This window comes from Hahnella aquatica (SeqCode) (assembly GCF_965194505.1).
Lineage (GTDB): Bacteria > Pseudomonadota > Gammaproteobacteria > Burkholderiales > Burkholderiaceae_A > Hahnella > Hahnella aquatica.
Genome location: NZ_OZ239144.1, coordinates 1466619 through 1489079, shown reverse-complemented (window position 1 = coordinate 1489079; position 22461 = coordinate 1466619). Strand labels below are relative to the sequence as shown.

At 62.0% G+C, this 22461-nt stretch carries 29 protein-coding genes and 1 tRNA gene; 8 read left to right on the top strand and 22 right to left on the bottom strand.

What is annotated here, in order from left to right; genetic code table 11:
• Positions 1–71 precede the first annotated feature (71 nt).
• Complete coding sequence (locus AC8GDA_RS07695) at positions 72–749, bottom strand: protein-L-isoaspartate O-methyltransferase family protein (protein WP_506555948.1); 678 nt, start codon at positions 747–749, stop codon at positions 72–74.
• A gap of 41 nt (positions 750–790) precedes the next feature.
• On the opposite strand from AC8GDA_RS07695, the gene AC8GDA_RS07690 reads away from it, so the two are divergent.
• A complete protein-coding gene (locus AC8GDA_RS07690) occupies positions 791–1639 on the top strand; it encodes an undecaprenyl-diphosphate phosphatase (protein WP_506555947.1) in 849 nt (282 codons plus the stop codon).
• Here the strand turns inward: AC8GDA_RS07690 and trmB are convergent.
• Positions 1593–2342, bottom strand: coding sequence for a tRNA (guanosine(46)-N7)-methyltransferase TrmB (gene trmB, locus AC8GDA_RS07685; RefSeq protein WP_506555946.1), 750 nt, complete (start codon positions 2340–2342; stop codon positions 1593–1595). The two genes, AC8GDA_RS07690 and trmB, sit on opposite strands and share 47 nt — an antisense overlap.
• A 112-nt stretch (positions 2343–2454) precedes the next feature.
• On the opposite strand from trmB, the gene AC8GDA_RS07680 reads away from it, so the two are divergent.
• The 3 genes from AC8GDA_RS07680 (at position 2455) to AC8GDA_RS07670 (ending at position 3746) form a co-directional block, all read left to right on the top strand.
• Positions 2455–2736: an HU family DNA-binding protein gene (locus tag AC8GDA_RS07680; protein WP_506555945.1), complete on the top strand. Its 282-nt coding sequence runs from the start codon at positions 2455–2457 to the stop codon at positions 2734–2736.
• Positions 2737–2808: 72 nt separating this feature from the next.
• Positions 2809–3153: a winged helix DNA-binding protein gene (locus AC8GDA_RS07675; protein ID WP_506555944.1), complete on the top strand. Its 345-nt coding sequence runs from the start codon at positions 2809–2811 to the stop codon at positions 3151–3153.
• Positions 3129–3746: a hypothetical protein gene (locus AC8GDA_RS07670; RefSeq protein ID WP_506555943.1), complete on the top strand. Its 618-nt coding sequence runs from the start codon at positions 3129–3131 to the stop codon at positions 3744–3746. The genes AC8GDA_RS07675 and AC8GDA_RS07670 overlap by 25 nt, the downstream gene beginning before the upstream one ends.
• Here AC8GDA_RS07670 and AC8GDA_RS07665 read toward each other — a convergent pair.
• The 8 genes from AC8GDA_RS07665 to AC8GDA_RS07630 form a co-directional block, all read right to left on the bottom strand.
• Complete coding sequence (locus AC8GDA_RS07665; protein ID WP_506555942.1) at positions 3743–4744, bottom strand: tripartite tricarboxylate transporter substrate binding protein BugD; 1002 nt, start codon at positions 4742–4744, stop codon at positions 3743–3745. The genes AC8GDA_RS07670 and AC8GDA_RS07665 overlap by 4 nt on opposite strands.
• Positions 4745–4835: 91 nt before the next feature.
• Positions 4836–5468: a L,D-transpeptidase Cds6 family protein gene (locus tag AC8GDA_RS07660; RefSeq protein ID WP_506555941.1), complete on the bottom strand. Its 633-nt coding sequence runs from the start codon at positions 5466–5468 to the stop codon at positions 4836–4838.
• Complete coding sequence (locus tag AC8GDA_RS07655) at positions 5465–6511, bottom strand: L,D-transpeptidase family protein (RefSeq protein ID WP_506555940.1); 1047 nt, start codon at positions 6509–6511, stop codon at positions 5465–5467. Before AC8GDA_RS07655 ends, AC8GDA_RS07660 begins: the two co-directional genes overlap by 4 nt.
• Complete coding sequence (locus tag AC8GDA_RS07650; RefSeq protein WP_506555939.1) at positions 6484–7371, bottom strand: L,D-transpeptidase Cds6 family protein; 888 nt, start codon at positions 7369–7371, stop codon at positions 6484–6486. The genes AC8GDA_RS07655 and AC8GDA_RS07650 overlap by 28 nt, the downstream gene beginning before the upstream one ends.
• Before the next feature lie 25 nt (positions 7372–7396).
• The gene (locus tag AC8GDA_RS07645; protein ID WP_506555938.1) at positions 7397–8170 is read right to left on the bottom strand and encodes a TSUP family transporter; all 774 of its coding nucleotides are present in this window, start codon (positions 8168–8170) and stop codon (positions 7397–7399) included.
• A gap of 3 nt (positions 8171–8173) precedes the next feature.
• Positions 8174–8917, bottom strand: a complete 744-nt coding sequence (locus tag AC8GDA_RS07640) for a cyclic nucleotide-binding domain-containing protein (RefSeq protein WP_506555937.1) — start codon at positions 8915–8917, stop codon at positions 8174–8176.
• A gap of 2 nt (positions 8918–8919) precedes the next feature.
• Positions 8920–9408: a cyclic nucleotide-binding domain-containing protein gene (locus AC8GDA_RS07635; RefSeq protein WP_506555936.1), complete on the bottom strand. Its 489-nt coding sequence runs from the start codon at positions 9406–9408 to the stop codon at positions 8920–8922.
• On the bottom strand, positions 9401–10027 hold the full coding sequence (locus AC8GDA_RS07630; protein WP_506555935.1) for a Maf family protein: 627 nt from the start codon (positions 10025–10027) through the stop codon (positions 9401–9403). Before AC8GDA_RS07630 ends, AC8GDA_RS07635 begins: the two co-directional genes overlap by 8 nt.
• Before the next feature lie 103 nt (positions 10028–10130).
• Between AC8GDA_RS07630 and AC8GDA_RS07625 the strand changes: the two genes are divergently transcribed.
• Together AC8GDA_RS07625 and apaG are read left to right on the top strand one after the other, a co-directional pair.
• The gene (locus AC8GDA_RS07625) at positions 10131–10757 is read left to right on the top strand and encodes a hypothetical protein (protein ID WP_506555934.1); all 627 of its coding nucleotides are present in this window, start codon (positions 10131–10133) and stop codon (positions 10755–10757) included.
• Positions 10758–10828: 71 nt separating this feature from the next.
• The gene (gene apaG, locus AC8GDA_RS07620) at positions 10829–11218 is read left to right on the top strand and encodes a Co2+/Mg2+ efflux facilitator ApaG/CorD (RefSeq protein ID WP_506555933.1); all 390 of its coding nucleotides are present in this window, start codon (positions 10829–10831) and stop codon (positions 11216–11218) included.
• 7 nt (positions 11219–11225) lie between these two features.
• Here apaG and AC8GDA_RS07615 read toward each other — a convergent pair whose 3' ends face one another.
• Together AC8GDA_RS07615 and AC8GDA_RS07610 are read right to left on the bottom strand one after the other, a co-directional pair.
• The gene (locus tag AC8GDA_RS07615) at positions 11226–12410 is read right to left on the bottom strand and encodes a HupE/UreJ family protein (RefSeq protein WP_506555932.1); all 1185 of its coding nucleotides are present in this window, start codon (positions 12408–12410) and stop codon (positions 11226–11228) included.
• Positions 12407–13624 (bottom strand): tetratricopeptide repeat protein, encoded by a 1218-nt coding sequence (locus AC8GDA_RS07610; RefSeq protein ID WP_506555931.1) that lies wholly within the window; start codon positions 13622–13624, stop codon positions 12407–12409. Before AC8GDA_RS07610 ends, AC8GDA_RS07615 begins: the two co-directional genes overlap by 4 nt.
• A 135-nt stretch (positions 13625–13759) precedes the next feature.
• Here AC8GDA_RS07610 and AC8GDA_RS07605 point away from each other — a divergent pair, with 135 nt between their 5' ends.
• Both AC8GDA_RS07605 and AC8GDA_RS07600 read left to right on the top strand, forming a co-directional pair.
• On the top strand, positions 13760–13930 hold the full coding sequence (locus tag AC8GDA_RS07605) for a hypothetical protein (protein WP_506555930.1): 171 nt from the start codon (positions 13760–13762) through the stop codon (positions 13928–13930).
• A 102-nt stretch (positions 13931–14032) separates the two neighbouring features.
• Positions 14033–14776 carry a heavy-metal-associated domain-containing protein gene (locus AC8GDA_RS07600; RefSeq protein WP_506555929.1) on the top strand — a complete coding sequence of 248 codons (744 nt, stop codon included), beginning with the start codon at positions 14033–14035 and terminating at the stop codon, positions 14774–14776.
• 72 nt (positions 14777–14848) lie between these two features.
• Here the strand turns inward: AC8GDA_RS07600 and AC8GDA_RS07595 are convergent, their stop codons facing one another.
• The 10 genes from AC8GDA_RS07595 to ruvB all read right to left on the bottom strand — a co-directional run bounded on the left by AC8GDA_RS07595 (position 14849) and on the right by ruvB (position 22449).
• Positions 14849–15424, bottom strand: coding sequence for a hypothetical protein (locus AC8GDA_RS07595; RefSeq protein WP_506555928.1), 576 nt, complete (start codon positions 15422–15424; stop codon positions 14849–14851).
• An 11-nt stretch (positions 15425–15435) separates the two neighbouring features.
• Positions 15436–15511: transfer RNA gene (locus AC8GDA_RS07590), tRNA-Lys, on the bottom strand.
• Positions 15512–15559: 48 nt separating this feature from the next.
• A complete protein-coding gene (locus AC8GDA_RS07585) occupies positions 15560–16663 on the bottom strand; it encodes a YeeE/YedE family protein (RefSeq protein WP_506555927.1) in 1104 nt (367 codons plus the stop codon).
• Positions 16660–17448, bottom strand: coding sequence for a tol-pal system protein YbgF (gene ybgF, locus AC8GDA_RS07580; protein ID WP_506555926.1), 789 nt, complete (start codon positions 17446–17448; stop codon positions 16660–16662). The genes AC8GDA_RS07585 and ybgF overlap by 4 nt, the downstream gene beginning before the upstream one ends.
• Positions 17445–18032 (bottom strand): OmpA family protein, encoded by a 588-nt coding sequence (locus tag AC8GDA_RS07575; protein ID WP_506555925.1) that lies wholly within the window; start codon positions 18030–18032, stop codon positions 17445–17447. Before AC8GDA_RS07575 ends, ybgF begins: the two co-directional genes overlap by 4 nt.
• 18 nt (positions 18033–18050) lie before the next feature.
• Positions 18051–19379 (bottom strand): Tol-Pal system beta propeller repeat protein TolB, encoded by a 1329-nt coding sequence (gene tolB, locus AC8GDA_RS07570; RefSeq protein WP_506555924.1) that lies wholly within the window; start codon positions 19377–19379, stop codon positions 18051–18053.
• Between the two features lie 36 nt (positions 19380–19415).
• On the bottom strand, positions 19416–20333 hold the full coding sequence (tolA, locus tag AC8GDA_RS07565) for a cell envelope integrity protein TolA (RefSeq protein WP_506555923.1): 918 nt from the start codon (positions 20331–20333) through the stop codon (positions 19416–19418).
• A complete protein-coding gene (locus AC8GDA_RS07560; protein ID WP_506555922.1) occupies positions 20293–20715 on the bottom strand; it encodes an ExbD/TolR family protein in 423 nt (140 codons plus the stop codon). Before AC8GDA_RS07560 ends, tolA begins: the two co-directional genes overlap by 41 nt.
• A gap of 1 nt (position 20716) precedes the next feature.
• On the bottom strand, positions 20717–21391 hold the full coding sequence (tolQ, locus tag AC8GDA_RS07555; RefSeq protein ID WP_506555921.1) for a protein TolQ: 675 nt from the start codon (positions 21389–21391) through the stop codon (positions 20717–20719).
• Positions 21392–21393: 2 nt separating this feature from the next.
• On the bottom strand, positions 21394–22449 hold the full coding sequence (ruvB, locus tag AC8GDA_RS07550) for a Holliday junction branch migration DNA helicase RuvB (RefSeq protein WP_506555920.1): 1056 nt from the start codon (positions 22447–22449) through the stop codon (positions 21394–21396).
• Positions 22450–22461 lie beyond the last annotated feature (12 nt).

Below are 22461 nucleotides of genomic sequence, written 5' to 3'. Positions count from 1 at the left end.
ACACAGGCTGAGGCAAAGGCTCAGGGGGCGACGGGAGGGTCGAGCGGGTGCGTGCACGGTGTTTTTTCCTTTTAGAACTGAAACGAGGCCACCCGTGGTGCGCCATCGAGCATGGGCACCAGGGTCTCGAAGAGACCTTCCTCGACAAAACCATTGGCACGGCGCTGGATGCGAACGGCCCGCATGATGGGGGCTTCTCCGACGATGGCCACGAGCCGGCCCTCGGGCTTGAGCAGGGCCAAGAGGCTCTCGGGCACCATGGGCAGCCCGCCGGAGACCAGCACGGCATCGAACTGGCTGCTTGACCAGCCATCCTTCGAGGCCAGGCCATTGCCCAGCGCGACCGTGACATTCTGAATGCCCGCCTGTTCCAGATTGCCCTTGGCCATCTGCACCAGGCGAGGCCGACTCTCCACACTGATCACGCTGTCGCAGAGCATGGAGAGCAGGGCGGCCATGTGCCCGGAGCCCGCACCGATCTCCAGGACATGGTCGGTGGGAAGCAGGTCGAGTTCTTGCGCCAGGCGTGCTTCGAGCTTGGGGGCAAACATGCACTGACCCTCCGGCAACGGAATCTCGGTGTCCACGAAGGCGAGGCTGCGCAGGCCCGGAGGCACGAAGCGCTCGCGTGCAACGGCCTCGAGCGCAGCCAGCACCCGAGGCTCCATGACATCCCACGGCCGGATCTGCTGGGCAATCATGTTGAATCGCGCTTGTTCGGTGGCGTCTTGGCGAAGTTCGGCGGACATGCGTCGGTCTCCTCTGGGTGAACCCCTTATTATGCGCAGTTATGGATGACATGCTCACGTTGTTGCGCGCGCTTCCCGATGAGGTCAAGGCGCTGCTCATGGGCGTGGTCGAGGGCCTCACCGAGTTCCTGCCGATCTCCTCCACGGGCCACCTGATTCTTTTTGGTGCGCTGCTGGGTTTTGATGACGAACGTGCAAAAGTCTTTGACATCGCGATTCAGACGGGTGCGGTGCTGGCCATTGTCTGGCTCTATCGGGCGCGATTCCTTCAGGCCTTGCGCGAGGGCCGCCAGAGTCGGCTCTTGCTGCATTTGGCCGTGGCCTTCATGCCCTCGGCCGTGCTGGGTCTGCTCATTGGAGGCCTGGTCAAGGCCCACCTCTTTAGCCCGGTGCCGGTGGCCATCGCCCTGGTGGTGGGTGGCTTTGTGATTCTCTGGGCCGAGCGGCGACATTCGTTGCACCCAGAGCAGGTGCGACTTCAGACCGTGGATGACGTTCAGGTGATGGACGCCTTCAAGATCGGCCTGGCCCAGGCCTTCGCACTCATTCCCGGCACAAGCCGCTCGGGGGCGACCATCATCGGCGGCATGTTGTTTGGCTTTTCGCGAAAGGCCGCCACCGAGTTTTCATTCTTTTTGGCCGTGCCCACCATCTTTGCAGCCGCGGGCTACAGCCTGTTTAAGCAGCGCGACATCCTGGCCTGGGATCAACTCCCCATCTTTCTGATTGGAACGGCGGCAGCCTTCGTGAGTGCGATGTTGGTGGTGCGCTGGCTCATCCAGTTTGTGAGCCGGCATTCGTTTCGGGGCTTTGCCTACTACCGCATTGTGTTTGGCGGCATGGTCATTCTGATGTGGCAGATGGGCTGGCTCGACTGGGGCGTCGCATAAAGACCAGGTCGGCCGCAGGCTGACCCAGCCGCAGGCCACGGGCCTCGAACTTGGTCTGTGGCCGCCAGTCTGGCCGCGGTGCAAAGCCAGGAAACCGGTTCTCGAGCATGGGCTCGGCACCCAGCACAGCGAGCATCTGGTCTGCGTAGGGCCGCCAGTCGGTTGCGCAGTGCAGGTAGCCACCAACCTGAATGCGACTGGCCAGCAACTGCGCCACCCTGGGCTGGATGAGCCGGCGCTTGTGATGCCGCTTCTTGGGCCAGGGGTCTGGGAAGAAGAGATGGATGCCATGCAGGCTCTGCGGGCCCAGGCCGTCTCTCAAGACCTCCACCGCATCGTGTTCGATGATGCGAATGTTCTGAATGGCCTGCTTCTCAATGCGATGAAGCAGTGCGCCAACCCCCGCGGGATACACCTCCAGACCTAGGAAATTCCATGATGGATTGCGTGCGGCGATGATGGCCGTGGTCTCTCCCATGCCAAAGCCAATCTCCAAAACCACGGGATTCGTGTTGCCGAAAATACCGGGGAGACAGAGGGCTTCACCCGTAAAAGACAGTGACCACTTCGCTGCGAAGTCTGATCTGGCTTGGCGTTGAGAGGATGTGATCTTGCCTTGGCGCCGCACAAAGCTGCGAATGTGCGGGTGCAGTGAGGCCTGGTCTGGCCCTGGTTTGGTGCACGTTTCGTGTTCCACTTGCATTGCTGCGAGTTTGCCAGAGTCGCTAGGGAATGCCCGAGGGCTTGCACAAATCACCCAAAGCGTTGTTACACTCCACGTTCCAACTACAACTCTTCTCACTCAAAGAGGGAACATGAACAAAGCTGATCTCGTTGAAGCAGTGGCCAACGCCACAGACCTCTCCAAATCCAAGGCCGATGACGTGGTGGGTGCGCTGATCGCGACCATCGTGAAGGCGGTTTCCAAGGGCGACTCCGTTCAGCTCGTGGGCTTCGGAACCTTCGGTTCCGGCAAGCGTGCCGCTCGTACCGGCCGCAACCCCCGCACTGGCGAAGCCATCAAGATTGCCGCTGCCAAGACCGTGAAGTTCACGGCTGGCAAGGCGTTCAAGGATGCGGTCAACAAGCGCAAGTAATGCCTGCGTTTTAAACAAAAAAGCCCGGGAGACCCCCGGGCTTTTTTCTTTAACGTTGCTATCATTTGGCTTATGAATGCATGGCTCCACCTTCGTGAGTTGTTGGCCATGGTCTCTACAGACCCTGACCTGGCCTCTCTGGATGATCGCACCCAAAGGGTGCTCGAGTGGGTGGCGACCAATCACCCCGATCGGCATCCCATTTATGTTCAAACGATCGTCTCGGAATGTGGCGTGGCCTCTCCGGCCACCGTTCACAAGGCGCTTGGGCTGTTGGAGCGCTCGGGTCATCTTGAGATGGAGGTCGATGTCATCGACTCGCGCCGTCGCATCGTGACCCCCACCCCCAAGGCCCGCAGGCTTCTGGCCAAGCTTGATCGCTGCGTGTCGGAATGGGCGACCACTCTCAAGCGCTGAGTCTGCGCCTCTTTGGCCTGCCGTCTCCTCCCCGGGCCTGGGCCTGGGGTCTGGGTTTTGGCCTGTTGTTTTTTGCCGCCTTCTGGCTCAATGATCAGTTCGCAGACTGGTTCAGTGTGGTGCACAACCGAATTTCTGCCGTCTTTTTGCCGGCTTTCGTGAAGGTGTTGGCGGTCATGGTGGCTGGTGGTGCCGGTGCACTGGGCATTTTCATTGGTTCTCTGGCCAGTGGGCTTTTCATCACCCACGATCCCGTCAGCCTGGCGCTTTGGCATGCGGGGCTCTCCACCACAGGTGTGCTCGTGGCGGTTCATCTCATGCGCTGGGGCCTTCGGCTGGATGTCCTGCCCATGACCCTTCCCATGCTCCTGGCCGTGGCCGTTCTGGCCAGCGTGACCAATGCTGTCTTGCATGGCTTGTTCTGGTCGCATTGGGATGAGCATGTTCGAGACATCGACGAGATTGCCCTCATGATTTTTGGCGACCTCACCGGTGTGGCCGTCGGCTTTTTGCTGCTTCGTGCGGCGGTGCTGGCCATGAAAAAGGCCCGCGCTTGGCGGGCCTCTTCCATTCCAAACGATCCGCTGAATTAGTCGGCGAACTGCCCGGCTGCGCGAATCAGCTTGCCCCAGCGCTCGGTCTCGGACGCGAGCAACTTCTTGTGCTCGGCGGGCGTGGCCATGTTGTCGGGGAAGACTTCGGAGCCGAGGTCGGCCATGCGCTTGGCAAAGGCTGGGTCCTTCAGGGCTGCACGAAGCGAGCTGTTGAGCTTGGCCGTGACGGCCGCAGGCGTTCCTTTGGGGGCATACAGGCCGTGCCAAACGCTCAGCTCAAAGTCTTTGAAGCCGCCTTCGGCTGCGGTGGGCACATCCTTCAGGGCATCCAGTCGCTTGGGCGTGGTGATGGCCAAGGCCTTCACGCGGCCGCCGGTGATCTGGGGCGTGGTGCTGGTGGTCTGGTCACACATGAGGTCGGTCTGGCCGCCGATGAGGTCTGTCATGGCCGGGCCCGTGCCCTTGTATTGAACCGTGGTGAGGACCTGATTGATGGCCGACTGGAACATCAGACCGCAGAGGTGCGAGGCAGCACCGAGGCCCGCGTTGGCGAGATTGATCTTCTGGGCGTTGGCCTTCACATACGTGACTGCATCCTTCAGGTTGCTCGCCGGGAAGTCTGGCCGGGCGACGAGGGTCATGGGCACGGCATTGATCAGGCCAAGGTGCTCAAAGTCCTCCAGGGGTTTGTAGGAGAGCTTTCGATAGAGGGCCGGTGCAGTGGACATGCCAATGTGGTGGATCAGGATTCGATAACCATCGGGGGTGGCGCGGGCGATCTCGGCCGGGGCCACGATGCCGCCTGCGCTGGGCTTGTTCTCGACGACCACTGGCTGACCGAGGGATTTCTCCATGGCCTGGGCCAGGGTTCGGGCCACGGTGTCGGTGGGGCCGCCCGCGGAGAAGGGCACCACCATGGTGACAGGCTTGGTGGGGTAGGCCGTGGCTGCAACCGGTGCCAGGCTGATCATGCCGGCCAGGCCCAGGCCGAGCACGAGGTGACGACGTGATGGTTTGATGGAAGTGGGACGGTTCATGCGTGTGCGCTCCTTTGGGTAACAGCGCATCAGTTTAGGGTCTCAGTGCTTGGTGTCACCGCCATTCACCTCGGCGTTTTCCCTAGGAGTCTTAACGCAGGGAGGCCTCTGAAAGGATTCTCAGGTGGCCCTCTTCCTGAACCCAGACCAACTCCTTGAGGTTCTTGCTGCGGTAGGAGTCGGAGCGATAGAACTGGGTGAAGCGGGTGATGGCTCGACCATCCTCAATGCGCGTGCGAACGTCCTCCAGCTGTACCTCGATGATGCTGGCCCGCTTGAGCAGGCTCGTCTTGCGGCGGGCGAAGGCCTCACGCTCCGGGAAGCCCGATGCGTAATGGGCCAGATACGCATTCGGGTCGCGGGAGGCCCAATCGGCTCGCCAACGCTCAACGGCGGCATCGACCTGGCCCACGGTGAGCAGGTTCGGCGCGGCTGGGGATGCGAGGGGTGCGGCCCCCGTGGCCCGCTGAGAACCGGCTGTTGGAGGAGGTGCTGGCGGGGGTGTTGCAGGGGAAGGCGTTGAGGCCAGGCGCCCTCCCGGAATCGGTGGCACAGCCACGCTGGGCCGCTCTGGGGCCACGGCAGTGGCCACGGGAAGGTTGGGCGCGGCATCAGGCTCTTCCATCACCCGATACAAGCCCACGCCGATGCCAAGCACCGAGACACCGACCAGCCACCAGCCCCCTTGGCGCGACACGGAGGGGCCTGGTGTTGGCTCGGTCATAGGCGTTCTTTGATGAGCGGAGAGAGCGCCAGGTCGCCCGTTTTGTCAAAGGGCAGTTTGTCGGGCTTGCGAGACCAGTGCACCCGCTGCACCTCGCCGGCCTGCTCGCGAAGGCTCACCACCGGCCGGCTGGCGTCCACCTCGAAGATCGCCAGTGTGCCAGGCAGGCTGGCCTCCATGCGGCCGCGGGCATTCACGGCACGGGATGTCCATTCGGTGGGGGTGATCCACCGCACTTGAGGCGTGATCACAATGTGGGTCTTGCCGTACTCGACGTACTTCTTGAGCCGAACCATGTCGTCATTGGCCACGGCCAGGCAGCCATCGGATGCCTTTGGAGGCCGCACGTGGACGTCCTCAGGCACGCCATGGATCCAGATGCCATAGCCCGTGCGCTTGGCCTGGCGGTCCTCGGCGTTGGGGTAGTCGAGGGTCATGGCCAGCCGGCCCAGAAAACCATCGGCCCTGGGGTTCTTGATTTCTTTGAGCAGGCGGTAGGCCCCGATGGGTGTCTTTCGGTCGCCTTCAACAAGCTTGGGTGAACCGGATTGGCCCAGCGTGGTGTAGAACTCGTCGACCAACTTGGGCGCGCCGCGCTCGGAGCGGAAGACGTAAATGCGGGAGACGGCCAGGTCGGCCAAGAGCAAGTAGCCGCCCATGGCGGCAGACTGCGACAGGTACACGATGTTGTCGGGCAGCATGCCGTTGGGCCGGACATAGGCCCGGGCGCGGGCCTCGGAGAGCAGGTCTTGGTCTGGTTTTCGAATGACCGAGGCCTGGCCAGACAGGGACAACACGGCCTGGGCCTGCAGCCAATGGGCCAGACGGGACTTTGGCTCGATGGCTGCCGCCTGAGAGGCCAATTCGGCAAGCCGGTCTGGGTTGCCTTCGGCCGCCGTGCGGGCGGCTTCTTCCAAGAGTGCATCGGGCGAGGGATGCCTTGTGGCCTGCCCGGGCATGACCGTCATGCTCGCGGCCACCAGTCCCACCAGCCACTTTGCGGGCCGCAGGGTCATCAGTTTTGCTCCGCTCTGATTTTCCATGCACCGTCCTCCATCACCCAAGTCTGTGTCTTGCGAGAGCGTACCTTGAGACTACCGGATTCGTATCGCTGGTTGTACCGCACCTCCAACTCTTTTGCAGAGCGGGGGGTGACGCTGATGTCAGAGACCTCCACGACGATTTCTTTCTTGCCAAGGATGCGGGGCTTTCTGAATGCCAACCAGGCTGCCCGGGTCTTGTGGGCGGGGATGCTAAACGTTTCACTGTAGAAGCTCGAGTAGGCATTGAAGTCCTTTCTGGACCAGGCCTGTGCCCAGGCCATCAGGCGCTTCTCGACATCGGCGTCTTTGGGCGAGGTGGCGGCCAGGCGGGCTGCATCCGCCTTGGCAGCCTCGGCCCGAGCAAGTTCAACCCGTGCCAACTCTGCCTTGCGAGCAGCCTCCGCAGCGGCCAGTACGGTGCGCCCCTCCTCGATGGCCTTTCTCATGGCAATGGGATCCAAGCCGTTTGAATCGAGGCTGAGCTCCTTCTTGGCGGGGGTCTTGCCAATGGCCTTGGCATAACTCTCTGCAAACTGCTGGCTGGCGAGCTCACGCAGGTTGCGGAAGGCGGTGGCAGATTCTGGGTTGGAGAGCAGGGCGGTCTCGAGCGCCCTGCGCGAGGCTTCGAATTCACCCATATTGGCCAGGAAAAGGGCCAGGTCGTTGGCCGCGCCAAGGTCTGCTGGAGACGCCTTCACCCGAGCCTCGAGGGCGAGCCGCGCTTCATCGAGTTTGCCTTGCCGCATCAGGCCCATGAGGCCTGGCGGCGGGGGGTTGGAGGCGTAGGCCGGGACCCCGATGGATCCAGCCAAAACAAGAAAAAGCCCAGTAAAAAGAATGATGCGCGAGGCAGTCTTCATAAATTGCCTAAGATGTTACCACTTGCTAGTTTGAAAAAGCGCGTCCCAGGCCAACCAGGGCCGTGATCAGCAGGGCCACCCCCAGCAGTCGGAAAAAGGTGGGGGTCTCGGCCGCCACCACCCGGGCATGCAGTTTTTCCCCCAGCAGGTGGCCCACGAGTCCGCAGGGAAACATCCAAAGCTGATGGATGAGCTGCAGGTCCACGCCCACAACCAGGAAGGAGGCCATTTTGATGACCACCAGAATGAACCAGAGCACGAAGAGGGTGTCACGCAATTGGTGCTTGGCCACATGGTTTGCGAACACGGAGATGATCAGGGGTGCGCCGGTGAGCGAGGTGCCGCTCACATAACCGCCCAGGGCCAGCAGGCCGCGCTCCACCCAGGGGTTCTTGCTCTCGAATCGTCGATTGAGGATGTAGCCCACGGCATAGACCGAGATGATGGCGAAGATGATCGAGCTGATGATCTGCGGGGAGATGGTGAGCAGGCCGATGACGCCAATGAGCTTTGGGATGGCCATGACCTTGAGGGCCTTCCAGAGGTAGACCCAGTCGATGTTGCTGCTGCCCTCGCCGGTAGCCTTGGTCTGTCGATAGCCCTTGAGCGTGATCCAACTCGAGAAGATCAGCAGGTGAATGGCAATCGGAGGAAGAAAGAGCAGGGGGTCATCGACCACCAATAAAAAGAACGGCAGCGACAGCACGGAGCCCCCGAAGCCCAGGCCGCTGCGCACGAAGCCACTCCACACGAAGATCAGGCCGATCAGCGTGAGCTGGATGGGCGAGAGGGCGTCCATGGATCAGGGCAGAACGGGGTGGCCGCGGCTGGTGAGATCGTTCTGCAAATACAACTGCAGCAGCACGGATTCGAACACGGGGCGGATGAGGCCAGGCTCTTGTTCCAGGGCCAGCCGAAGGCCATCGGCCCGAACGCAGACCGCGCGAACCTCGGTGTTGGCCCGGGCCGAGAGGCTTCGCACCCCGCCGATCAGAATGGACTGCTCGCCGAAGGTCTCGCCGGGGCCAAGCTCGGCCACGGGCTGCGGTGCCGTGGGATCGAAGAGACAGACGCTGCCCTCGGAGATGACGTAGAACTCATTGGCGGCGTCCCCCTGCTTGAAGATGATGGACCCTGCAGAGAAGACCCGGGTGCCGGTAGGCTCCAGATCGAGGCGAGCTGCTGGGCTGGGCGGTGCGATTTCTTCCCGATGGGCTGAGGCAGCCGGCTTGGAGACCGGCTTGGGGGCGGAGTTGAGTTCGCGATGGGGTTGATCCATGGGATCGAGCGCAATGGGGTCGGGCGCAATGGGGTCGGGCGCAATGGGGTCGGGCTGTTTGGCTGGCAGCGTTGGCATCGGCTCGGCTGTGGCCAGGAGCTTGGGGCGCCACTGTGCAGGCACTTCGTCGGCGCCGAGCACCAGGCAGATCAGTCGCTCAAAGTCGATTGCCGCCTGCTGGGTCTGGCTGCGCACGGCATCGCTGCGACGCTCCGCATCCTCCAAGACCACTTCCATGGGGTGTTGGCGAGGGCCGCGTTTGGCCATGGCTATCGGGTGAGCCAGTCGGGCAGGGGCTGGCCCTCCCCAAGAATGCGGCCCAGGGTGAGTCGAAAGAGGCCCTTGAGCCCCGGGTTGATCCGCGCGATCTCGCGGCAGGCCGCATCGATGGGAATGACCTTGCAGTTCGTGACCGTGTTGGCTCGAATGTCGTGCGTGAGAGGCTGATGCGCAAGCCCCTGGGCCAGGCCAATGACACTGCCAGGGCCAAGCTTGTATTGATGGTTGCCGGTCTGAAGACTCACTTCACCAGAGATGAGGACAAAGGCATCGTGTGGAACTTCGCCGGCCGAGAGCACCAACTGCCCGCCTGTGAAGACCCTGGTCTTGAGGCTGGGGCTTGCCCAGACCTGATAGAGCAGGCGTTCCTGTGCGGTGAGGTCGTGGGCATCGAAGTAGGCCAGTCGCTCAGGCTTCCTGGCCGTGAGGCTCAAGCCTTTGAAACGGCCGCGGTCGATGGAGAAGTTGATCTCAGCCATGGGATGCAGCAGAGGTGTTCAAGGCCGCCCGAATCAGTTCAGTGGTGTCACACAATGGAAGCCCCATGATGCCAGATGGGCTGCCCTCGATGCGCTGAATCATGAGGCCGGCATGGCCCTGGATGGCATAGGCGCCGGCCTTGTCCATGGGTTCACCCGTGGCGACCACCCAGTCCACCCAGTCGGAGTGGAGCTTGGCAAAGGTCACGCGGGAGTGGCTGAGTGCGTTTTCGTAACCGTGGGTTGTTCGAAGGCCCACCGCGGTAAAGACATCGTGTGTTCGGCCCGAGAGTTGTTCCAGCATGGCCTTGGCATGCGCTTCATCCGTGGGCTTTCCGAGGATGGTGCCCTCGAGTGCAACCGTGGTGTCGCCCGTGATCAACGGGTGAAGCGGCTGTCCTTGTTTGAGCCGATGCGACCAGGCGGCATCGGACTTGTTTCTCGTGACCCGCGCCACATAGTCGCGCGGAGATTCATTGGCCTGGAGTGATTCCAACGATTCCGGGTCCAGGCCAGGCGGAAATCCGCAGGGGTCCACGGCCAGGCCCAAGGGGGCAGCCACTTGGCGCAGCAGTGCGAGACGCCGCGGTGACTGCGACGCCAACAAGAGCGTGTGCATACAGGTCTAGGAGAGACGGGGGTTGAATCAGCCGTCAGGATAAGGCATGTGCTGGTCGGCGCCCCCCAGATCCATTAGAGTTTCGGAAAGAGGAGTGCATGGCATGGTGATTCGGGGTCGAACGGTTGAGGAGTTGGCAGCAGAGCGCGAGCAGACGCAGGTGCTTGGCGCATCCGAGAAGCCCGGGTCGGCCCCACCGAGCAGCCCCGAGCCGGACCCGCGCAGCAGAGAGTTCTGGAGCAGTTCCTCGGCCGCCGATGACGGTGGCATGAGTCCATGGAAAGTCGCAGGCATTGCGGTGGCTGCGGTGGCTGTGACGGTGGGCAGCGTCTGGGGGGTTTTTGCCCTCACGGAAAAAATTGATTCCTCGGCTGTGTCGGTCGAGACGCTCACGGAGCCCGTGAAGGCACTGCTGGCGCCGGATGCGCCCATGAGGGTGCTGGTCAGGCTCGACAACCAGTGCCCGTATTCCGATGAATCGTTCATGGTCAAGGTCACACCCAGCGGGCTCACGGCCGCGTTCTACCAGGGCAAGGCCACGGTGCAGGCGCTTCCCACCGAGCGTGTTCGGCTCATTGCCAACACCCGTTACCCCGATTTTCAGTACGAGACCGGCCCCATTCTGGTGAAGCCTGAAATGACCTTGGTGGCCGACTGCGAGAGCATGGAGGAGCGGATGAAGGCGACTTCAGACAGTTTCCGAGATGCCTTTAAAAAGCCCAAGCCCTGAGGGGCGTTGCGAGCGGAGGGGGTCTTCCAGGAGCGGTTCTGGAACGCTTTCGCATACACTCAGTGGCGACCATGGCGAACCCTCATTTCAAAATCGATGTAGCCGTTCAGTATCTGGCCCACGAGTCATCCCCGCAGGAAAACCTCTGGGGCTTTGCCTACACGGTCACCGTGACCAACACGGGAGATGTGGCCGCACAACTGATTGCCCGCCATTGGGTGATCGACGACTCCTTTGGGCATCGGCAGGAGGTGCGTGGCCTGGGCGTGGTGGGAAAGCAGCCCTACCTGCAGCCGGGGGAATCCTTTCAGTACACGAGCGGCACGCGCATTCAAAGCCCCATGGGCAGCATGCACGGCACTTACTTCTGCATCACGGAGGATGCCCAGCCGTTTGAGGCCACCATCTCTGCCTTTTCGCTCAAGGCCGAAGGCGAAGAGACCGAACGCATGCTGCACTGAGCCTGGTTTAGGCCAACGCGCCCATCACCCGTTCGATGAACCAGGTCAGGCCCACGGCGGCGATGCCGATGGAGCCCACCACCAAAATGCCCCAGCGGTAAAAGCCTGTGCGCCGAAGTGCCCAGGCCAGTGGCACGAAGGCCGCCACAATGGCCAACTGCCCGAGTTCCACACCCACGTTGAATCCGATGAGTGCGATGGCGAGCTGCTCCGAGGGCAGACCAAGGTCTTCGAGAACACTCGCAAATCCGAAGCCGTGGACCAGGCCCAGGGCAAACGCAATCTGCCACCGGTAGTGCACGGTTCGTCGATGCAGATTGCCCAGTGCCGCCATGGCGACTGAGGCTGCAATGACGGGTTCAACCACCTCTGACGGCACGCTGAGCACACCAAGCACGGCCAGGCCCAGGGTGATGGAGTGGGCCGCCGTGAAGGCCGTGACAATGCCCAGAATATTGAGTGCCGCCGGGCGGATGGTGGCGTAGGGACGCCAGTCGCCGAAGCGATCTCCCCGACGTTGAAAGACGCTCGGCAACAGCAGGGCCAGCAAAAACAAGATGTGGTCTGCGCCAATCCAGATGTGCCACACGCCCTCCACAAGATAGTCGGAGAGCACCGCAAATGCACTGTTCTCTCTCGGGTCGAGCGTGGCCAGCGGGCGATCTGGGCTCAGCACCGCACTCCAGGCTGCATCCCCGATTCGTCCCTTCACCAAGGCCCGGTGCAAGATGTTCTGATCGAAGAACAGCCCGTAGCGAAGCGATACAGGTTCTTCTGCCATTCGGGCATCGCAGACGCCTGAGAGTTCGATGCTCAGGTGGTGGTCTGACCCATACTCGGCCACGGCCCATTGCGGCGCCTCGAGTCGGCAGGGGCCTTTCGGTGTTTGAAGCGCAAGCCCTTTGAGGAGCCAGTCCTCAATGATGGTCTGCTGCTGCTTGAGTTCGCCCCAGGTGATCTCTGCGTCGCGGTTGAGGTCGAGATCGAATGTCAGGGCGAGGTCTCGCAGCGGGAGGTCCACGCGCATGACCAGACCGCTGGGCTCCTCTCGCAGTTCGATGAAGGTGTTGCTGCCCGAGTGTGCCCACGACGGGCTGACTGGTGTGAGCGCGAATAGGACCAGGAGCAGGCCGGCTTGGAGCAGACGGCCGAGTCTGAGGGCCTCCATCGGTGAAGGGATGTAAGGGGTCATGGCCTTGGCCTTGCGCCGGCGCCGTCGCGCAGCGTCTTGAGTTCGTCGAACAGCGCATCCAATCGCGGCTCGCGGTAGCCTGTTTGGGCCTGCCAGGCCAACAGCGTTTGTGCGGCGGAATGATCCTTCTGGAGGATTGCTGCCCTTGCATAGAGGACAGCATCGGCTGGCTCGCGCTGGGTGGCCCAGGCCGACTGCGCAAGCGCAAGCGCCTGGTCTGGTCGGTTGAGCACATCGAGCTGAAAGACGATGACGGGCCGCTCATTCATCAGGTCGCCGCGTTGTTGCTGGTGGGCCAGCCGCTGCTGGAACTCCTCAAATAAGGCATCGGCCTCGGGGCGCTGAAGCCCACGGGCAGAGCGAATGGCCTGCACCAAGAGCGCATCTGAACGAGACCTCTGAAGGTTGAGCTGCCAGGCGTCCTCGTGACGGCCAAGGTCGTTGAGCAGCTCGACTGTTGCGACGAGCATGCCATGGGGTTGCTGCTCCGTCTGCTTCATGTGGGAGCGCCAAATGTTGAGCGCTTGGGCCTGGTCGCCAGCCACGCGATATGCCTCGCCGCGATGAAAGGCGATCCATTCCTTTGCCCGAGGCCCTTGATGGTCTGGGTGCTTCGCCAGTGCATTGAGCAAGGCCATGGCCTCCTTGGGCCGGCCAGCCCGTTGGTGCAGCACGGCCTGGCAACTCTGCTGCTCTGCCTGGCCGAAACGCAGGCCGATTTGGTCGCAGGTCTTCTGGGCCTGATCAAGCCGCGCCTGCACCATGTCGATGGCCAAGTGCCAGGACCAGTACTCGGGCCGCTGGGGGTCTTTCTGCATGGCGCGCGCAATGTCGCCCTGGGCACCGACGAAATCGTGCAAGCCCTGCCGAACAAGGCCTCGGACAAAAAGGGTTTCCGCAGGCAGTGTGTCGGTTGCTTCCCACCACTGGGAGAGCATGGCCTGGGCATTGCCGAGCCATCGCGCATCGCCTTGGTCCATGGCGGCGATGAAGGCTTGCTTTGCGGCGGCGGTGGCCAGGCTGATGTCGTCGGGGCGGGCCCGCCATGCGCGCACCGAGGCATTGGGTTCGCCGTTGCGACTGGCCGCCGATGCATCGTCCAACGTCAAAAGAACTTTGCTATCAACTGGAATGCTTCGCGTCTGGGCCAAGAGCGGCTGAATCAGCCCCAAGCCTAAGAGGGTTGTTAGCGCGAGCAGGGTGGTTTTCATCATGGGTGTCATCCGTTCACGCCGAAACCGCTTGACGGCCTTGCCTGCATCTTTCCATACTCATCAACTCGAGTGGTTTTGTTGATGCATTCGAGCAAATCCAATCGCATGTCTTCACAACCCATCAAAGGTGACACCATGAAATCCGCAATCACTGCACTGACCACAGCCTTGTTTCTCGCTTCCGCCCCCGCCTTCGCCATGAGCCATGGCGGTGGCAAAATGGACGACAAGAAGACCGAAAAAGTCGACTGCAAAAAGGCTGAGAACAAAGACAAGAAAGAGTGCAAAGAAGCACCCAAGAAGTAAAGCTATTGAACTTCGAGAGGCCCTGGTGGGAAACCTCCAGGGCTTTTTTCATGACGCCCTTATCTTACGTGGGCACGATCGAGCCTTGATTATGATGTGGTCATGATCACGTACCCACTTGAGGGCCTCCACTGCGGTGCCTGTGTCAAAAAACTGGATGCTGCCCTACGGCCATTCGCAACAGACGTCTCGGTATCACTGGCCCCAATGCAGGTGACCCTCACTGAACCCCGCGCTGATTTCAACGCCCTGGCTCAGGCGGTCGCCGCCGCGGGGTCGTATCGCCTGCTGCCTGCTGGAGAGCAGGCCTCCAAGCCAGGAGTTGCAACCACCCGTTTGGAGCCACCGCCCAGCCCATCGTTCTTGGCGGTGTATCGGCCCCTGCTGCTGATCGTGGCCTTCATTCTCGGTGCGAGCGTGCTGGTTCAGGTTGGTCTGCATGGCCTAGCGGGTGTGGATGCCATGGAGACCATGCGCTACTTCATGGCCGGATTCTTCCTGGTGTTCTCGTTCTTCAAGCTGCTCAATGTGAGCGCATTTGCAACCGCCTATGCACAGTACGACCTGCTCGCAGCCCGCTGGCTGGGATGGGGTCACATCTACCCCTATGTGGAGCTCGCCCTTGGGGTGGCCTATCTCACCAACTTTAATCCGGTGCTCACCCATTGGGCCACCATCGTGGTCATGTCATTCTCGGCCGTGGGTGTGATTCAGGCGGTGGCCCGCCGCACCCAGATTCAGTGTGCCTGCCTCGGCACGGTCTTTAACCTGCCCATGAGCACGGTGACGATCGTGGAGGATGTCGGCATGGTGCTCATGGCCGGGCTCATGCTCTGGCTCATGTAGGCCAAGTGGTCGCCGATTCGCAGCACTGATCTTGGATGCTCCAAGCCCCATCGTGGGCCTTTCCGCAGCGGCTCAGCGCCGAATGCATTGTTGCCAGCAGCCTTTTGTCTCGATTGCCACCCTGTCCATCGGAGGATTCTGACCGACCTCATAGAGGGTGAAGTGATACTGCGACACCCCTCCAATAAGGTCGATGATTGTCGTCACAGAGTACTCGGGCAGCATTGCCTTCTGAAACGACGCGATGATGCTGAGAAGTTGCTCGTCGGTCAGTTGTAGTGTCTTGTTGCTGCCGGCCTGGTTTTCTTCAACCGACACCCTCAGTCTCTTCGGCCGCTTTAACTGATTGGGCAGGTACTCGGGTGTGATCTTGAGAATGCCGATCGAGGTCAGCGAGAGTTGAGTCCAGTCGTATGTGCCGTTGACCGCGATTTTTGCATCGCCCATCTCGTAAGACTCTCTTAGCGAGACACTCCAGTCGGAGAATGAATTGGAAAAAGTCTTTGTGACCAGACTTTTGCTCAGTACTTCGTCTGCTGCAACCCGCAGCGGAACAAACAACAGTGCGGCAATGCAAAGGGCGACCAGAACCAGGCGTACTTGTTGGCCTGCCGGAGGAATTTGGCTCACGGGATTGAGACTACGCATGCCTGACATTATGGTGGGGTGGGTGGGACTCGAACCCACGACCAACGGATTAAAAGTCCGCTGCTCTACCGACTGAGCTACCACCCCAAACTGCACAAGCGAAGCCCGCAATTCTAGCGTTGGCTGGAAAACGGGTCAAACGCGCTCGAGTGCTTTGAGCGTGGCCCAGGCGCCAGCCACAATGCCCAGGAGACTGATGATCGAGCCCAGGGCCAGGAGCGACAGACCACTCATGCCGTGGCCAATGGTGCAGCCCATGGCCACTACTCCTCCGACGCCCATGAGAACGGCACCGACAAGGTGGCTCAGAAGGTCTTGGTTGGTCTTGAAGCCATCGAGCTTGAATCGACCTCGAGCGAGGGCAGAGCCCAGCGAGCCCAGTGTGGTGCCCAGCACGGTGGCAATGGCGAAGGTGATGGTCTGGCTGCGGTCGCTCCAGTAGAGCAGGAGTTCAAGGCTGTAGGCCAGCGGCCCCACGAAGGTGAGGCTCTCTGGGCTGCGGCTGTTGGTGGCCACAAAGGCCGCCTCGAGGGTATCGGGGTGCTCCGACAAGAAGCCCAGCCAGCCTGTGGTGGCCCAGCCCGCAGCAATCAGCAAGCCCAAGACCAGTGCGCCGAGCATGGGAACAAGGCTCCTCTTCCATTGGGCCTTCCAGAATGCAGCCAAAAGCAGCAGGCCGGCCAGCACCATGGCGACGACCATTCGGCCCGCGCCATCCGCCGTCTCCGCACCGAACAGAAGGGTGGGCAGGTCTTGTCGGCTGCCGAGGTCGATGTAGAGGCGTTCGACGGTCTCGGAGCGCCAGATGGCTGTGAGGCCCCGAATGGTCATGAGTGCAGCGAGTGACATCACCAGAAAGACCACCACTGCCTTGAGGCTGCCCTCACCAATGCGAACCAGCGTACGCACCCCACAGCCAGAGGCGAGCACCATGCCGGCACCAAAGAGGAGTCCGCCGATGAGGTTGGAGGCCCACATGAGACGCGGGGCCGTGTAGAAGGAGTCCGCGTTGTCCAGCAGGCCCACGACCAGTAAGGCCTGGGTGGCGAGCACGGCAGCGGCCATGGCGACCCACCAGGCTTGCATTCGGGCGCGATTGCCAACCACCACCCAGTCGGCGATCGCCCCGAGTGTGCAAAAGCGTGTGGCCTGTGAGATGGCACCGAAGGCAATGCCAATGAAAAGACCAAGCCCAATGACCTGCTGGCGCAGCTCGAGCAACTCGGCAGGCGTGATCATTTCTTGGCGGGCGGCTTGATGCTCGCCAGCCGCGACCTGGCGGTCTTGGCCTGGTCCGTGTTCGGGAAGCGCTTGATGATTTCTTGGAGGGTCTGGGTCGCGTTGGTGGTCTGGCCGACCTCAACCTGGCTGGCCGACAACGTCAACATGCCGTCGGCTGTTTTTGGATGTTGTGGATGGCGCTCCTGCAGGCTGCGCAGGGCACGGATGGCACTCTGAAAGTTTTTCTGAGCGTAGTGAACCGTTCCTTCAAAAAAGAGGCTCCAGGGCGCCAAGGGGGAAGTGGGGTGGCTCTGGTTGAACCGCACCAACTGGCTCGACGCTGTCTTGAAGTCTTTCGCGGCAATCGCAGCCTGGATGGCCTCGAAGGCCTGCTTCTGGCCCGGGCTGACGGTGAGCGCCTGGCCGTCGATCTCAAAGGGCTGAGGTTCAAACTGACGCAGCCGGGCATCGGCCTGCTGGAGCTGCTGCTCGAGGTTCTGGAAGAGCTCCTTCTGCTGCTGTTTGTTCACCGTGGTGGCCTGGCTGGTCTGCTCCAGCGTGCCCCGAAGGTTTGCCAGGTCTTCCCGGAGCTTCTCAATCTGAGAGAAAAGCTCCAATTGGCCACGGGCCATGCCATCGAGTCGGCCAGACAGGGCCTGGTTGTCTGCCTCAAGGGCTACAACCTTGGCCCTTAGGTCGAGAATGGCTCGCCGCGCCTCATCATCTGAAAACAACTGCGCAGAGACCGGCATGGACAACACGGCCATCAGCCCCGCGACCACAACATGGGACTGAGTTTTCATTGAACTTGAAGGTCTGCTCGGCGGTTCATGGTGTAGCCAGCCTCGGTGGCTTCGGTGCTTCTCGGTTTTTCTTCCCCGTGGCTGACCGCAGTGAGCTGCTGCTCATTGACGCCCAGCACCGAGAGGGCGTTGCGCACGGCCTCGGCCCGTTGTTGACCCAATGCAAGGTTGTATTCCGACGTGCCCCGGTCATCGGTGTGCCCCTCGATGAGCAGGCTGGCGCGCATGTTGGATTTCATCAGTCGTGCCGTCTGTTCAATCACGGGAACATCCTCCTGCCGAATGGAGGTGCGGTCGAACTCAAAAAAGATGGAGGCACGTCCAGCCGCATCGAATCCAGCCGCCTGAAGGTCGGCCGAGGTGAACCCGGAGGCCGTGACCGCCTGTTCGTCGGCCCTCAGGCCTTGGGCATCTCGACGGGCGCCATCGCCGCCCATGCCCGGGGCGGACACGATGGGCGCCGCGCCGCCTCTGCTGCGGCCTGGACCATCCGGTTCATCGAGGCTCACAGAGGCACAGCCTGCCATGAAGACGCTGGTCAGGGTGATTAGAAAAGCGCGTGTTGATCGGGCGCTGGGTGTCATGGGGTTGAATCCTTTGGATCAGGGCATGCGGCCCCATGCAGGGTTGCGGATGCCAGCGGTATCAAGGCTGATGCGTGTGCGCACACGGCCATCGACGGAGACAGCCGAGAGGGTGTCGCGCGCATTGATGCGGCTTGAGAAAATGATCCAGCGGCTGTTGGGGGCAAAGCTCGGGGAGTCGTCCTTGGGACCCGTGCTCACCAGACGCTCCTCGCCGCTCTCCAGGTTGCGAACACCGATCACAAACTTACCATCTCGTCTGGCCACGAAGGCGAGCAGTTTGCCGTCTGGGCTCACCATGGGCCTGGCATTGAAGGTTCCTGTGAAGCTGATGCGCTCGGGGGGGCTGCTGGCATCGGCCGCCACTTTGTAGATTTGCGGACTGCCGCCGCGGTCGGAGGTGAAGTAGATGGTCTTGCCATCGGCAGAGAAAGAAGGTTCGGTGTTGATGGCATTGGCCCGGGACACCCGCCTTGGGCTGCTGCCATCGGCGCTCATCACATAAACCTGTGAGCTGCCGTCTTTGGTGAGCACCACGGCGAGTTGCTTGCCATCGGGTGACCAGGCCGGTGCGCTGTTGCTGCCCCGGTAGTTGGCCACCACGGTGCGTCGGCCGGTCTGGAGTTCATGGACATAGACCACGGCCTTCCCGCTTTCGAAGGAGACGTAGGCGAGCTTGTTGCCATCGGGCGACCAGGCCAGAGAGATGATGGGCTCCGAGGATCGTAGAGCAGGCTGGGCATTCTCGCCGTCAGAGTCTGCAATGATCAGGACCTGTCGACCTGCCTCCTTGCGGACATAGGCCAGACGCGTGGAGAAGAATCCGGGCTCCCCAGTGAGTTTCTCGTAGACATAGTCGGCCACCTTGTGTGCGGAGCGCCGGGCATCGAGCTGTGTGGCCTCGGTGACGAGTGAGAGGCCACCCAGGTCGACGGATTTGAGGTTGTCGAGCAGCCGAAAGCGCAGGTCGACCTTGCCATCTGGCTGTCGAGCAATGCTGCCCACGACCAGTGCGGAGGCACCTTGATTCTTCCAGCGAAGAAAGAGGTCTTGCGACAACGGGGTGTTGTCTGAGAGCACAGGGAATTGCGGACCCACGGGCAGGAGGTTGAATGCCCCTGTGCGACGCAGATTGGCCTCAAGGACTTCCTGCACGGTCTCTGCAAAGACGCGCTCGTTGGGTGAGGCTGGCACCAGTGGTGCCACAGCGACGGGAATCTGCTTGTCTCCCACCCCAGTGATGTCGATGCGCAGGCCTTGGGCCGCGGCGGAGCTGGCGAACAGCAGACCGATTGCCCAGACGGCAAGGGGTCGCAGGGCGGAGGCTGCCGTGTGGATAGAGGTCATGACCTCATTATACGAAGGGGGTGTGACAACGGACCATTAGCGTTTGTCCAGGGGGCGAAAGCGAAGTTCCAGTCGTCGCTCAACACTGCCGTCTTCGGCCTTGGGAAGTGGGTCGCTGAGTTCAATCGCTCGCCGAACCGTGGCGTCCCACTCGGGCATGCCACTGGCCTTTTGCAACTTAATCTCGCTGATCTGTCCGGTGGGCAATTGCTCCACGATGTAGATCACCTCGGGGTTGGTCGGCGCTCGAGCGGGGTCGAAGCCCAGAATGCGAGACCGGATCTTGGCGCGAATGGCGTCCTGGTAGCCTGCCAGCAGGCCCGAGCGTACGCCTTGCTCGGCACCGCCCGCCACACCGGCTTTGGAGGCGACATCTTTCCCTTGGCTGCTCGCCTTGGCCTTGGCATCGAGGCCCAGGCTTTTGTTGATGCGATCGAGTTCGGCCTGACGCAGGGCTTCGCGCTGTCGTTGGGCAGCCTTCTCTGCCTGAGCACGCTTGTTGGCCTCTTCACGCTGTTTGGCCTCCTGCGCCTTTGTAGCTTCCCGCTTTGCAGCCTCCCGCTTGGCTGCCTCCTCCTTGGCCTTCTTCAACGAGATGTCGGGCGCCGGCACAGGTGGCGTGGGCTGGGGTACCGGCGGTGCTGGCTTGATGGGCGCTGGTGTTGGTGGGGGTGTCTCGGCCTGCGGGGTAGGCGCTCGCTCGGCGGGCAGGCTCGACCAGAGTTCTGCCTGGACCACCTCGAGGTCCGCGGTGCGCCAGTCGATGGACACCACCAAGGCGGCGGCCAGCAGCAGGTGGATGCCCATGGCTGCAGCGAACGAGACGGCCGACTGCGCGGCCTCGCCGGGCCGACTTGTCCGAGCGAAAGGAGGTGGGTGGGCCAGACTGCTCATGGGCGTGGCTGGGGCTGGCCTACTCTTGCCGCACAGCCAGGCCCACTCGGCCGATGCCATCGGCCTGAAGGGCATTCAAGGCCTGCACCACGGTGTCGTAGCGCACCTCCCGCTCGGCCAGGATGATGACGGGGGCTCCGGGCTCTTGCATGAGTTTGCGAACGGCATCGGGGAGTTCAGAGCGGGTCACGCGCTCCTCTTTGGCACCTTGCTCACGTTTGCGCACGGCATGGCTGCCGTCCTTGCGAATGACCACCTCGATGGCCACTGCAGGCTGCTGGGCCGACTGGCCCACTCGGGGCAGGTCGATGCTGCCGGTGACAATCATGGGGGCCGTCACCATGAAGATGATGAGCAGCACCAGGGTGACATCGATGTAGGGCACCACATTGATCTCACTCATCATGCGGCGACGGCGTCCGCCAGGGCTTGGGCCGGCCATGTCAGTGCTGCCGATGCAGGATGTTGGAGAACTCTTCCATGAAGCTCTCAAAGCGCATGGAGAGTCGATCGAGGTCGGTGGCGAATCGGTTGTAGGCCACCACCGCGGGAATGGCTGCGAACAGGCCAATGGCCGTGGCAATGAGGGCCTCGGCAATGCCGGGCGCCACGCTGGCCAGCGTGGCCTGCTGAATGTTGGCCAGCCCGGTGAAGGCATGCATGATTCCCCAGACCGTTCCGAAGAGGCCGATGTAGGGGCTCACCGATCCCACCGTTGCGAGGAATGGAAGGCCATGCTCCAGGCCGTCGAACTCTCGTTGGTTGTTGGCCCGCATGGCGCGCCTTGCGCCTTCGAGCATGAGGCTTGGATCGGCCTTGGCCTGCTGGCGCAGCTTGAGGAACTCACGCATGCCTGCCTCAAACACTTTCGCCAGCCCAAAACCGTAGGCGCCTTGTCCCACGCGCTCGTAGAGGGCCATGAGCTCACCGCCCGACCAGAATGCTTTCTCGAACTCTTCAGCCTGGCGTTTGGCCTGACGAATGGCCATGAGCTTGCGAAAGATCACGGTCCAAGAGGCAATCGACATGAAGACCAGCAGGGCCATGACGAGCTGAACGGGCAGGCTCGCCTGCAGGACAAGGGTGGCAACGGAGAGGTCGGCGGTGGGCGCGGCCATGGTCATTCCTTCGGTGACGGTGAAAAGAGTGATGCATTGGAGGGGGTGGCCGGTGCAGGACGGCCAAAGTGGGCCCATGCACTGGCTGTGGCCATTCGGCCGCGGGGCGTGCGTTGTAGAAAGCCCTGCTGAATGAGGTAGGGCTCCAGGACATCCTCGATGGTGTCTTTGGATTCCCCAATGGCGGCAGCCAGGTTGTCGATGCCCACCGGGCCACCGCCAAACTTGTCGAGGATGGCCTCGAGGAGCTTCTGGTCCATGAGGTCGAAGCCTTGTTGATCGACTTCGAGCATGGCCAGGGCGGCATCGGCCACCTTGGCATTGACCTCTGCGGCACCCTTGACCTGTGCGTAGTCCCGAACGCGGCGCAGGAGTCGGTTGGCGATCCGAGGCGTTCCCCTGGCTCGGCGCGCGATCTCTTGCGCACCATCGTCGCTGAGTGCGACCTTCAGCAGCGCAGCCGAGCGATGGACGATGATGGTGAGGTCTTCGGTGTTGTAGAACTCAAGCCTCGCCACGATGCCGAAGCGGTCTCGCAACGGGTTGGTGAGCATGCCGGCCCGCGTGGTGGCGCCCACCAGGGTAAAGGGCTGCAGGTCGAGCTTGATGGAGCGCGCGGCCGGCCCCTCGCCGATCATGATGTCGATCTGGTAATCCTCTAGGGCCGGGTAGAGGATCTCTTCCACCACGGGGCTCAGCCGATGGATCTCATCAATGAAGAGGATGTCGTTTCGCTCGAGGTTGGTGAGCAGGGCTGCCAGGTCACCAGCCCGCTCGAGCACGGGGCCCGAGGTCTGCCGAAGGTTCACGCCCATCTCTCGGGCCAGGATGTGGGCCAGGGTGGTCTTTCCCAGGCCCGGCGGGCCAAAGAGCAGGGTGTGATCGAGCGCCTCTTGCCGCTGGCGGGCCGCCTCGATGAAGATCTGGAGCTGATCCTTCACCTTGCCCTGGCCGATGTATTCCTTGAGCCACAGGGGGCGCAGCGCCCGCTCCAGGCTTTCTTCTTGCTGACCTGCAGGCTCGGGGCTGATGAGGCGATCGGTGTCGTGTTCGATCATGCCCCTAAGTGT

What these genes read in the sequence shown, in the direction of transcription:
- AC8GDA_RS07585 (WP_506555927.1), bottom strand. Translation starts at nt 16,663, where the DNA reads ATGATCACGCCTGCCGAGTTGCTCGAGCTGCGCCAGCAGGTCATTGGG.
- AC8GDA_RS07595 (WP_506555928.1), bottom strand. Translation starts at nt 15,424, where the DNA reads ATGCGTAGTCTCAATCCCGTGAGCCAAATTCCTCCGGCAGGCCAACAA.
- AC8GDA_RS07640 (WP_506555937.1), bottom strand. Translation starts at nt 8,917, where the DNA reads ATGGCCAAACGCGGCCCTCGCCAACACCCCATGGAAGTGGTCTTGGAG.
- AC8GDA_RS07665 (WP_506555942.1), bottom strand. Translation starts at nt 4,744, where the DNA reads ATGAACCGTCCCACTTCCATCAAACCATCACGTCGTCACCTCGTGCTC.
- AC8GDA_RS07610 (WP_506555931.1), bottom strand. Translation starts at nt 13,624, where the DNA reads ATGATGAAAACCACCCTGCTCGCGCTAACAACCCTCTTAGGCTTGGGG.
- AC8GDA_RS07670 (WP_506555943.1), top strand. Translation starts at nt 3,129, where the DNA reads ATGGGCGACCACTCTCAAGCGCTGAGTCTGCGCCTCTTTGGCCTGCCG.
- trmB (WP_506555946.1), bottom strand. Translation starts at nt 2,342, where the DNA reads ATGCAAGTGGAACACGAAACGTGCACCAAACCAGGGCCAGACCAGGCC.
- AC8GDA_RS07655 (WP_506555940.1), bottom strand. Translation starts at nt 6,511, where the DNA reads ATGGAAAATCAGAGCGGAGCAAAACTGATGACCCTGCGGCCCGCAAAG.
- AC8GDA_RS07660 (WP_506555941.1), bottom strand. Translation starts at nt 5,468, where the DNA reads ATGACCGAGCCAACACCAGGCCCCTCCGTGTCGCGCCAAGGGGGCTGG.
- AC8GDA_RS07650 (WP_506555939.1), bottom strand. Translation starts at nt 7,371, where the DNA reads ATGAAGACTGCCTCGCGCATCATTCTTTTTACTGGGCTTTTTCTTGTT.
- AC8GDA_RS07575 (WP_506555925.1), bottom strand. Translation starts at nt 18,032, where the DNA reads ATGACACCCAGCGCCCGATCAACACGCGCTTTTCTAATCACCCTGACC.
- AC8GDA_RS07635 (WP_506555936.1), bottom strand. Translation starts at nt 9,408, where the DNA reads ATGGCTGAGATCAACTTCTCCATCGACCGCGGCCGTTTCAAAGGCTTG.
- AC8GDA_RS07605 (WP_506555930.1), top strand. Translation starts at nt 13,760, where the DNA reads ATGAAATCCGCAATCACTGCACTGACCACAGCCTTGTTTCTCGCTTCC.
- AC8GDA_RS07680 (WP_506555945.1), top strand. Translation starts at nt 2,455, where the DNA reads ATGAACAAAGCTGATCTCGTTGAAGCAGTGGCCAACGCCACAGACCTC.
- AC8GDA_RS07615 (WP_506555932.1), bottom strand. Translation starts at nt 12,410, where the DNA reads ATGACCCCTTACATCCCTTCACCGATGGAGGCCCTCAGACTCGGCCGT.
- AC8GDA_RS07690 (WP_506555947.1), top strand. Translation starts at nt 791, where the DNA reads ATGGATGACATGCTCACGTTGTTGCGCGCGCTTCCCGATGAGGTCAAG.
- AC8GDA_RS07675 (WP_506555944.1), top strand. Translation starts at nt 2,809, where the DNA reads ATGAATGCATGGCTCCACCTTCGTGAGTTGTTGGCCATGGTCTCTACA.
- tolA (WP_506555923.1), bottom strand. Translation starts at nt 20,333, where the DNA reads ATGGCATCGGCCGAGTGGGCCTGGCTGTGCGGCAAGAGTAGGCCAGCC.
- AC8GDA_RS07600 (WP_506555929.1), top strand. Translation starts at nt 14,033, where the DNA reads ATGATCACGTACCCACTTGAGGGCCTCCACTGCGGTGCCTGTGTCAAA.
- AC8GDA_RS07625 (WP_506555934.1), top strand. Translation starts at nt 10,131, where the DNA reads ATGGTGATTCGGGGTCGAACGGTTGAGGAGTTGGCAGCAGAGCGCGAG.
- ybgF (WP_506555926.1), bottom strand. Translation starts at nt 17,448, where the DNA reads ATGAAAACTCAGTCCCATGTTGTGGTCGCGGGGCTGATGGCCGTGTTG.
- tolQ (WP_506555921.1), bottom strand. Translation starts at nt 21,391, where the DNA reads ATGGCCGCGCCCACCGCCGACCTCTCCGTTGCCACCCTTGTCCTGCAG.
- AC8GDA_RS07630 (WP_506555935.1), bottom strand. Translation starts at nt 10,027, where the DNA reads ATGCACACGCTCTTGTTGGCGTCGCAGTCACCGCGGCGTCTCGCACTG.
- tolB (WP_506555924.1), bottom strand. Translation starts at nt 19,379, where the DNA reads ATGACCTCTATCCACACGGCAGCCTCCGCCCTGCGACCCCTTGCCGTC.
- AC8GDA_RS07645 (WP_506555938.1), bottom strand. Translation starts at nt 8,170, where the DNA reads ATGGACGCCCTCTCGCCCATCCAGCTCACGCTGATCGGCCTGATCTTC.
- apaG (WP_506555933.1), top strand. Translation starts at nt 10,829, where the DNA reads ATGGCGAACCCTCATTTCAAAATCGATGTAGCCGTTCAGTATCTGGCC.
- AC8GDA_RS07560 (WP_506555922.1), bottom strand. Translation starts at nt 20,715, where the DNA reads ATGGCCGGCCCAAGCCCTGGCGGACGCCGTCGCCGCATGATGAGTGAG.
- ruvB (WP_506555920.1), bottom strand. Translation starts at nt 22,449, where the DNA reads ATGATCGAACACGACACCGATCGCCTCATCAGCCCCGAGCCTGCAGGT.
- AC8GDA_RS07695 (WP_506555948.1), bottom strand. Translation starts at nt 749, where the DNA reads ATGTCCGCCGAACTTCGCCAAGACGCCACCGAACAAGCGCGATTCAAC.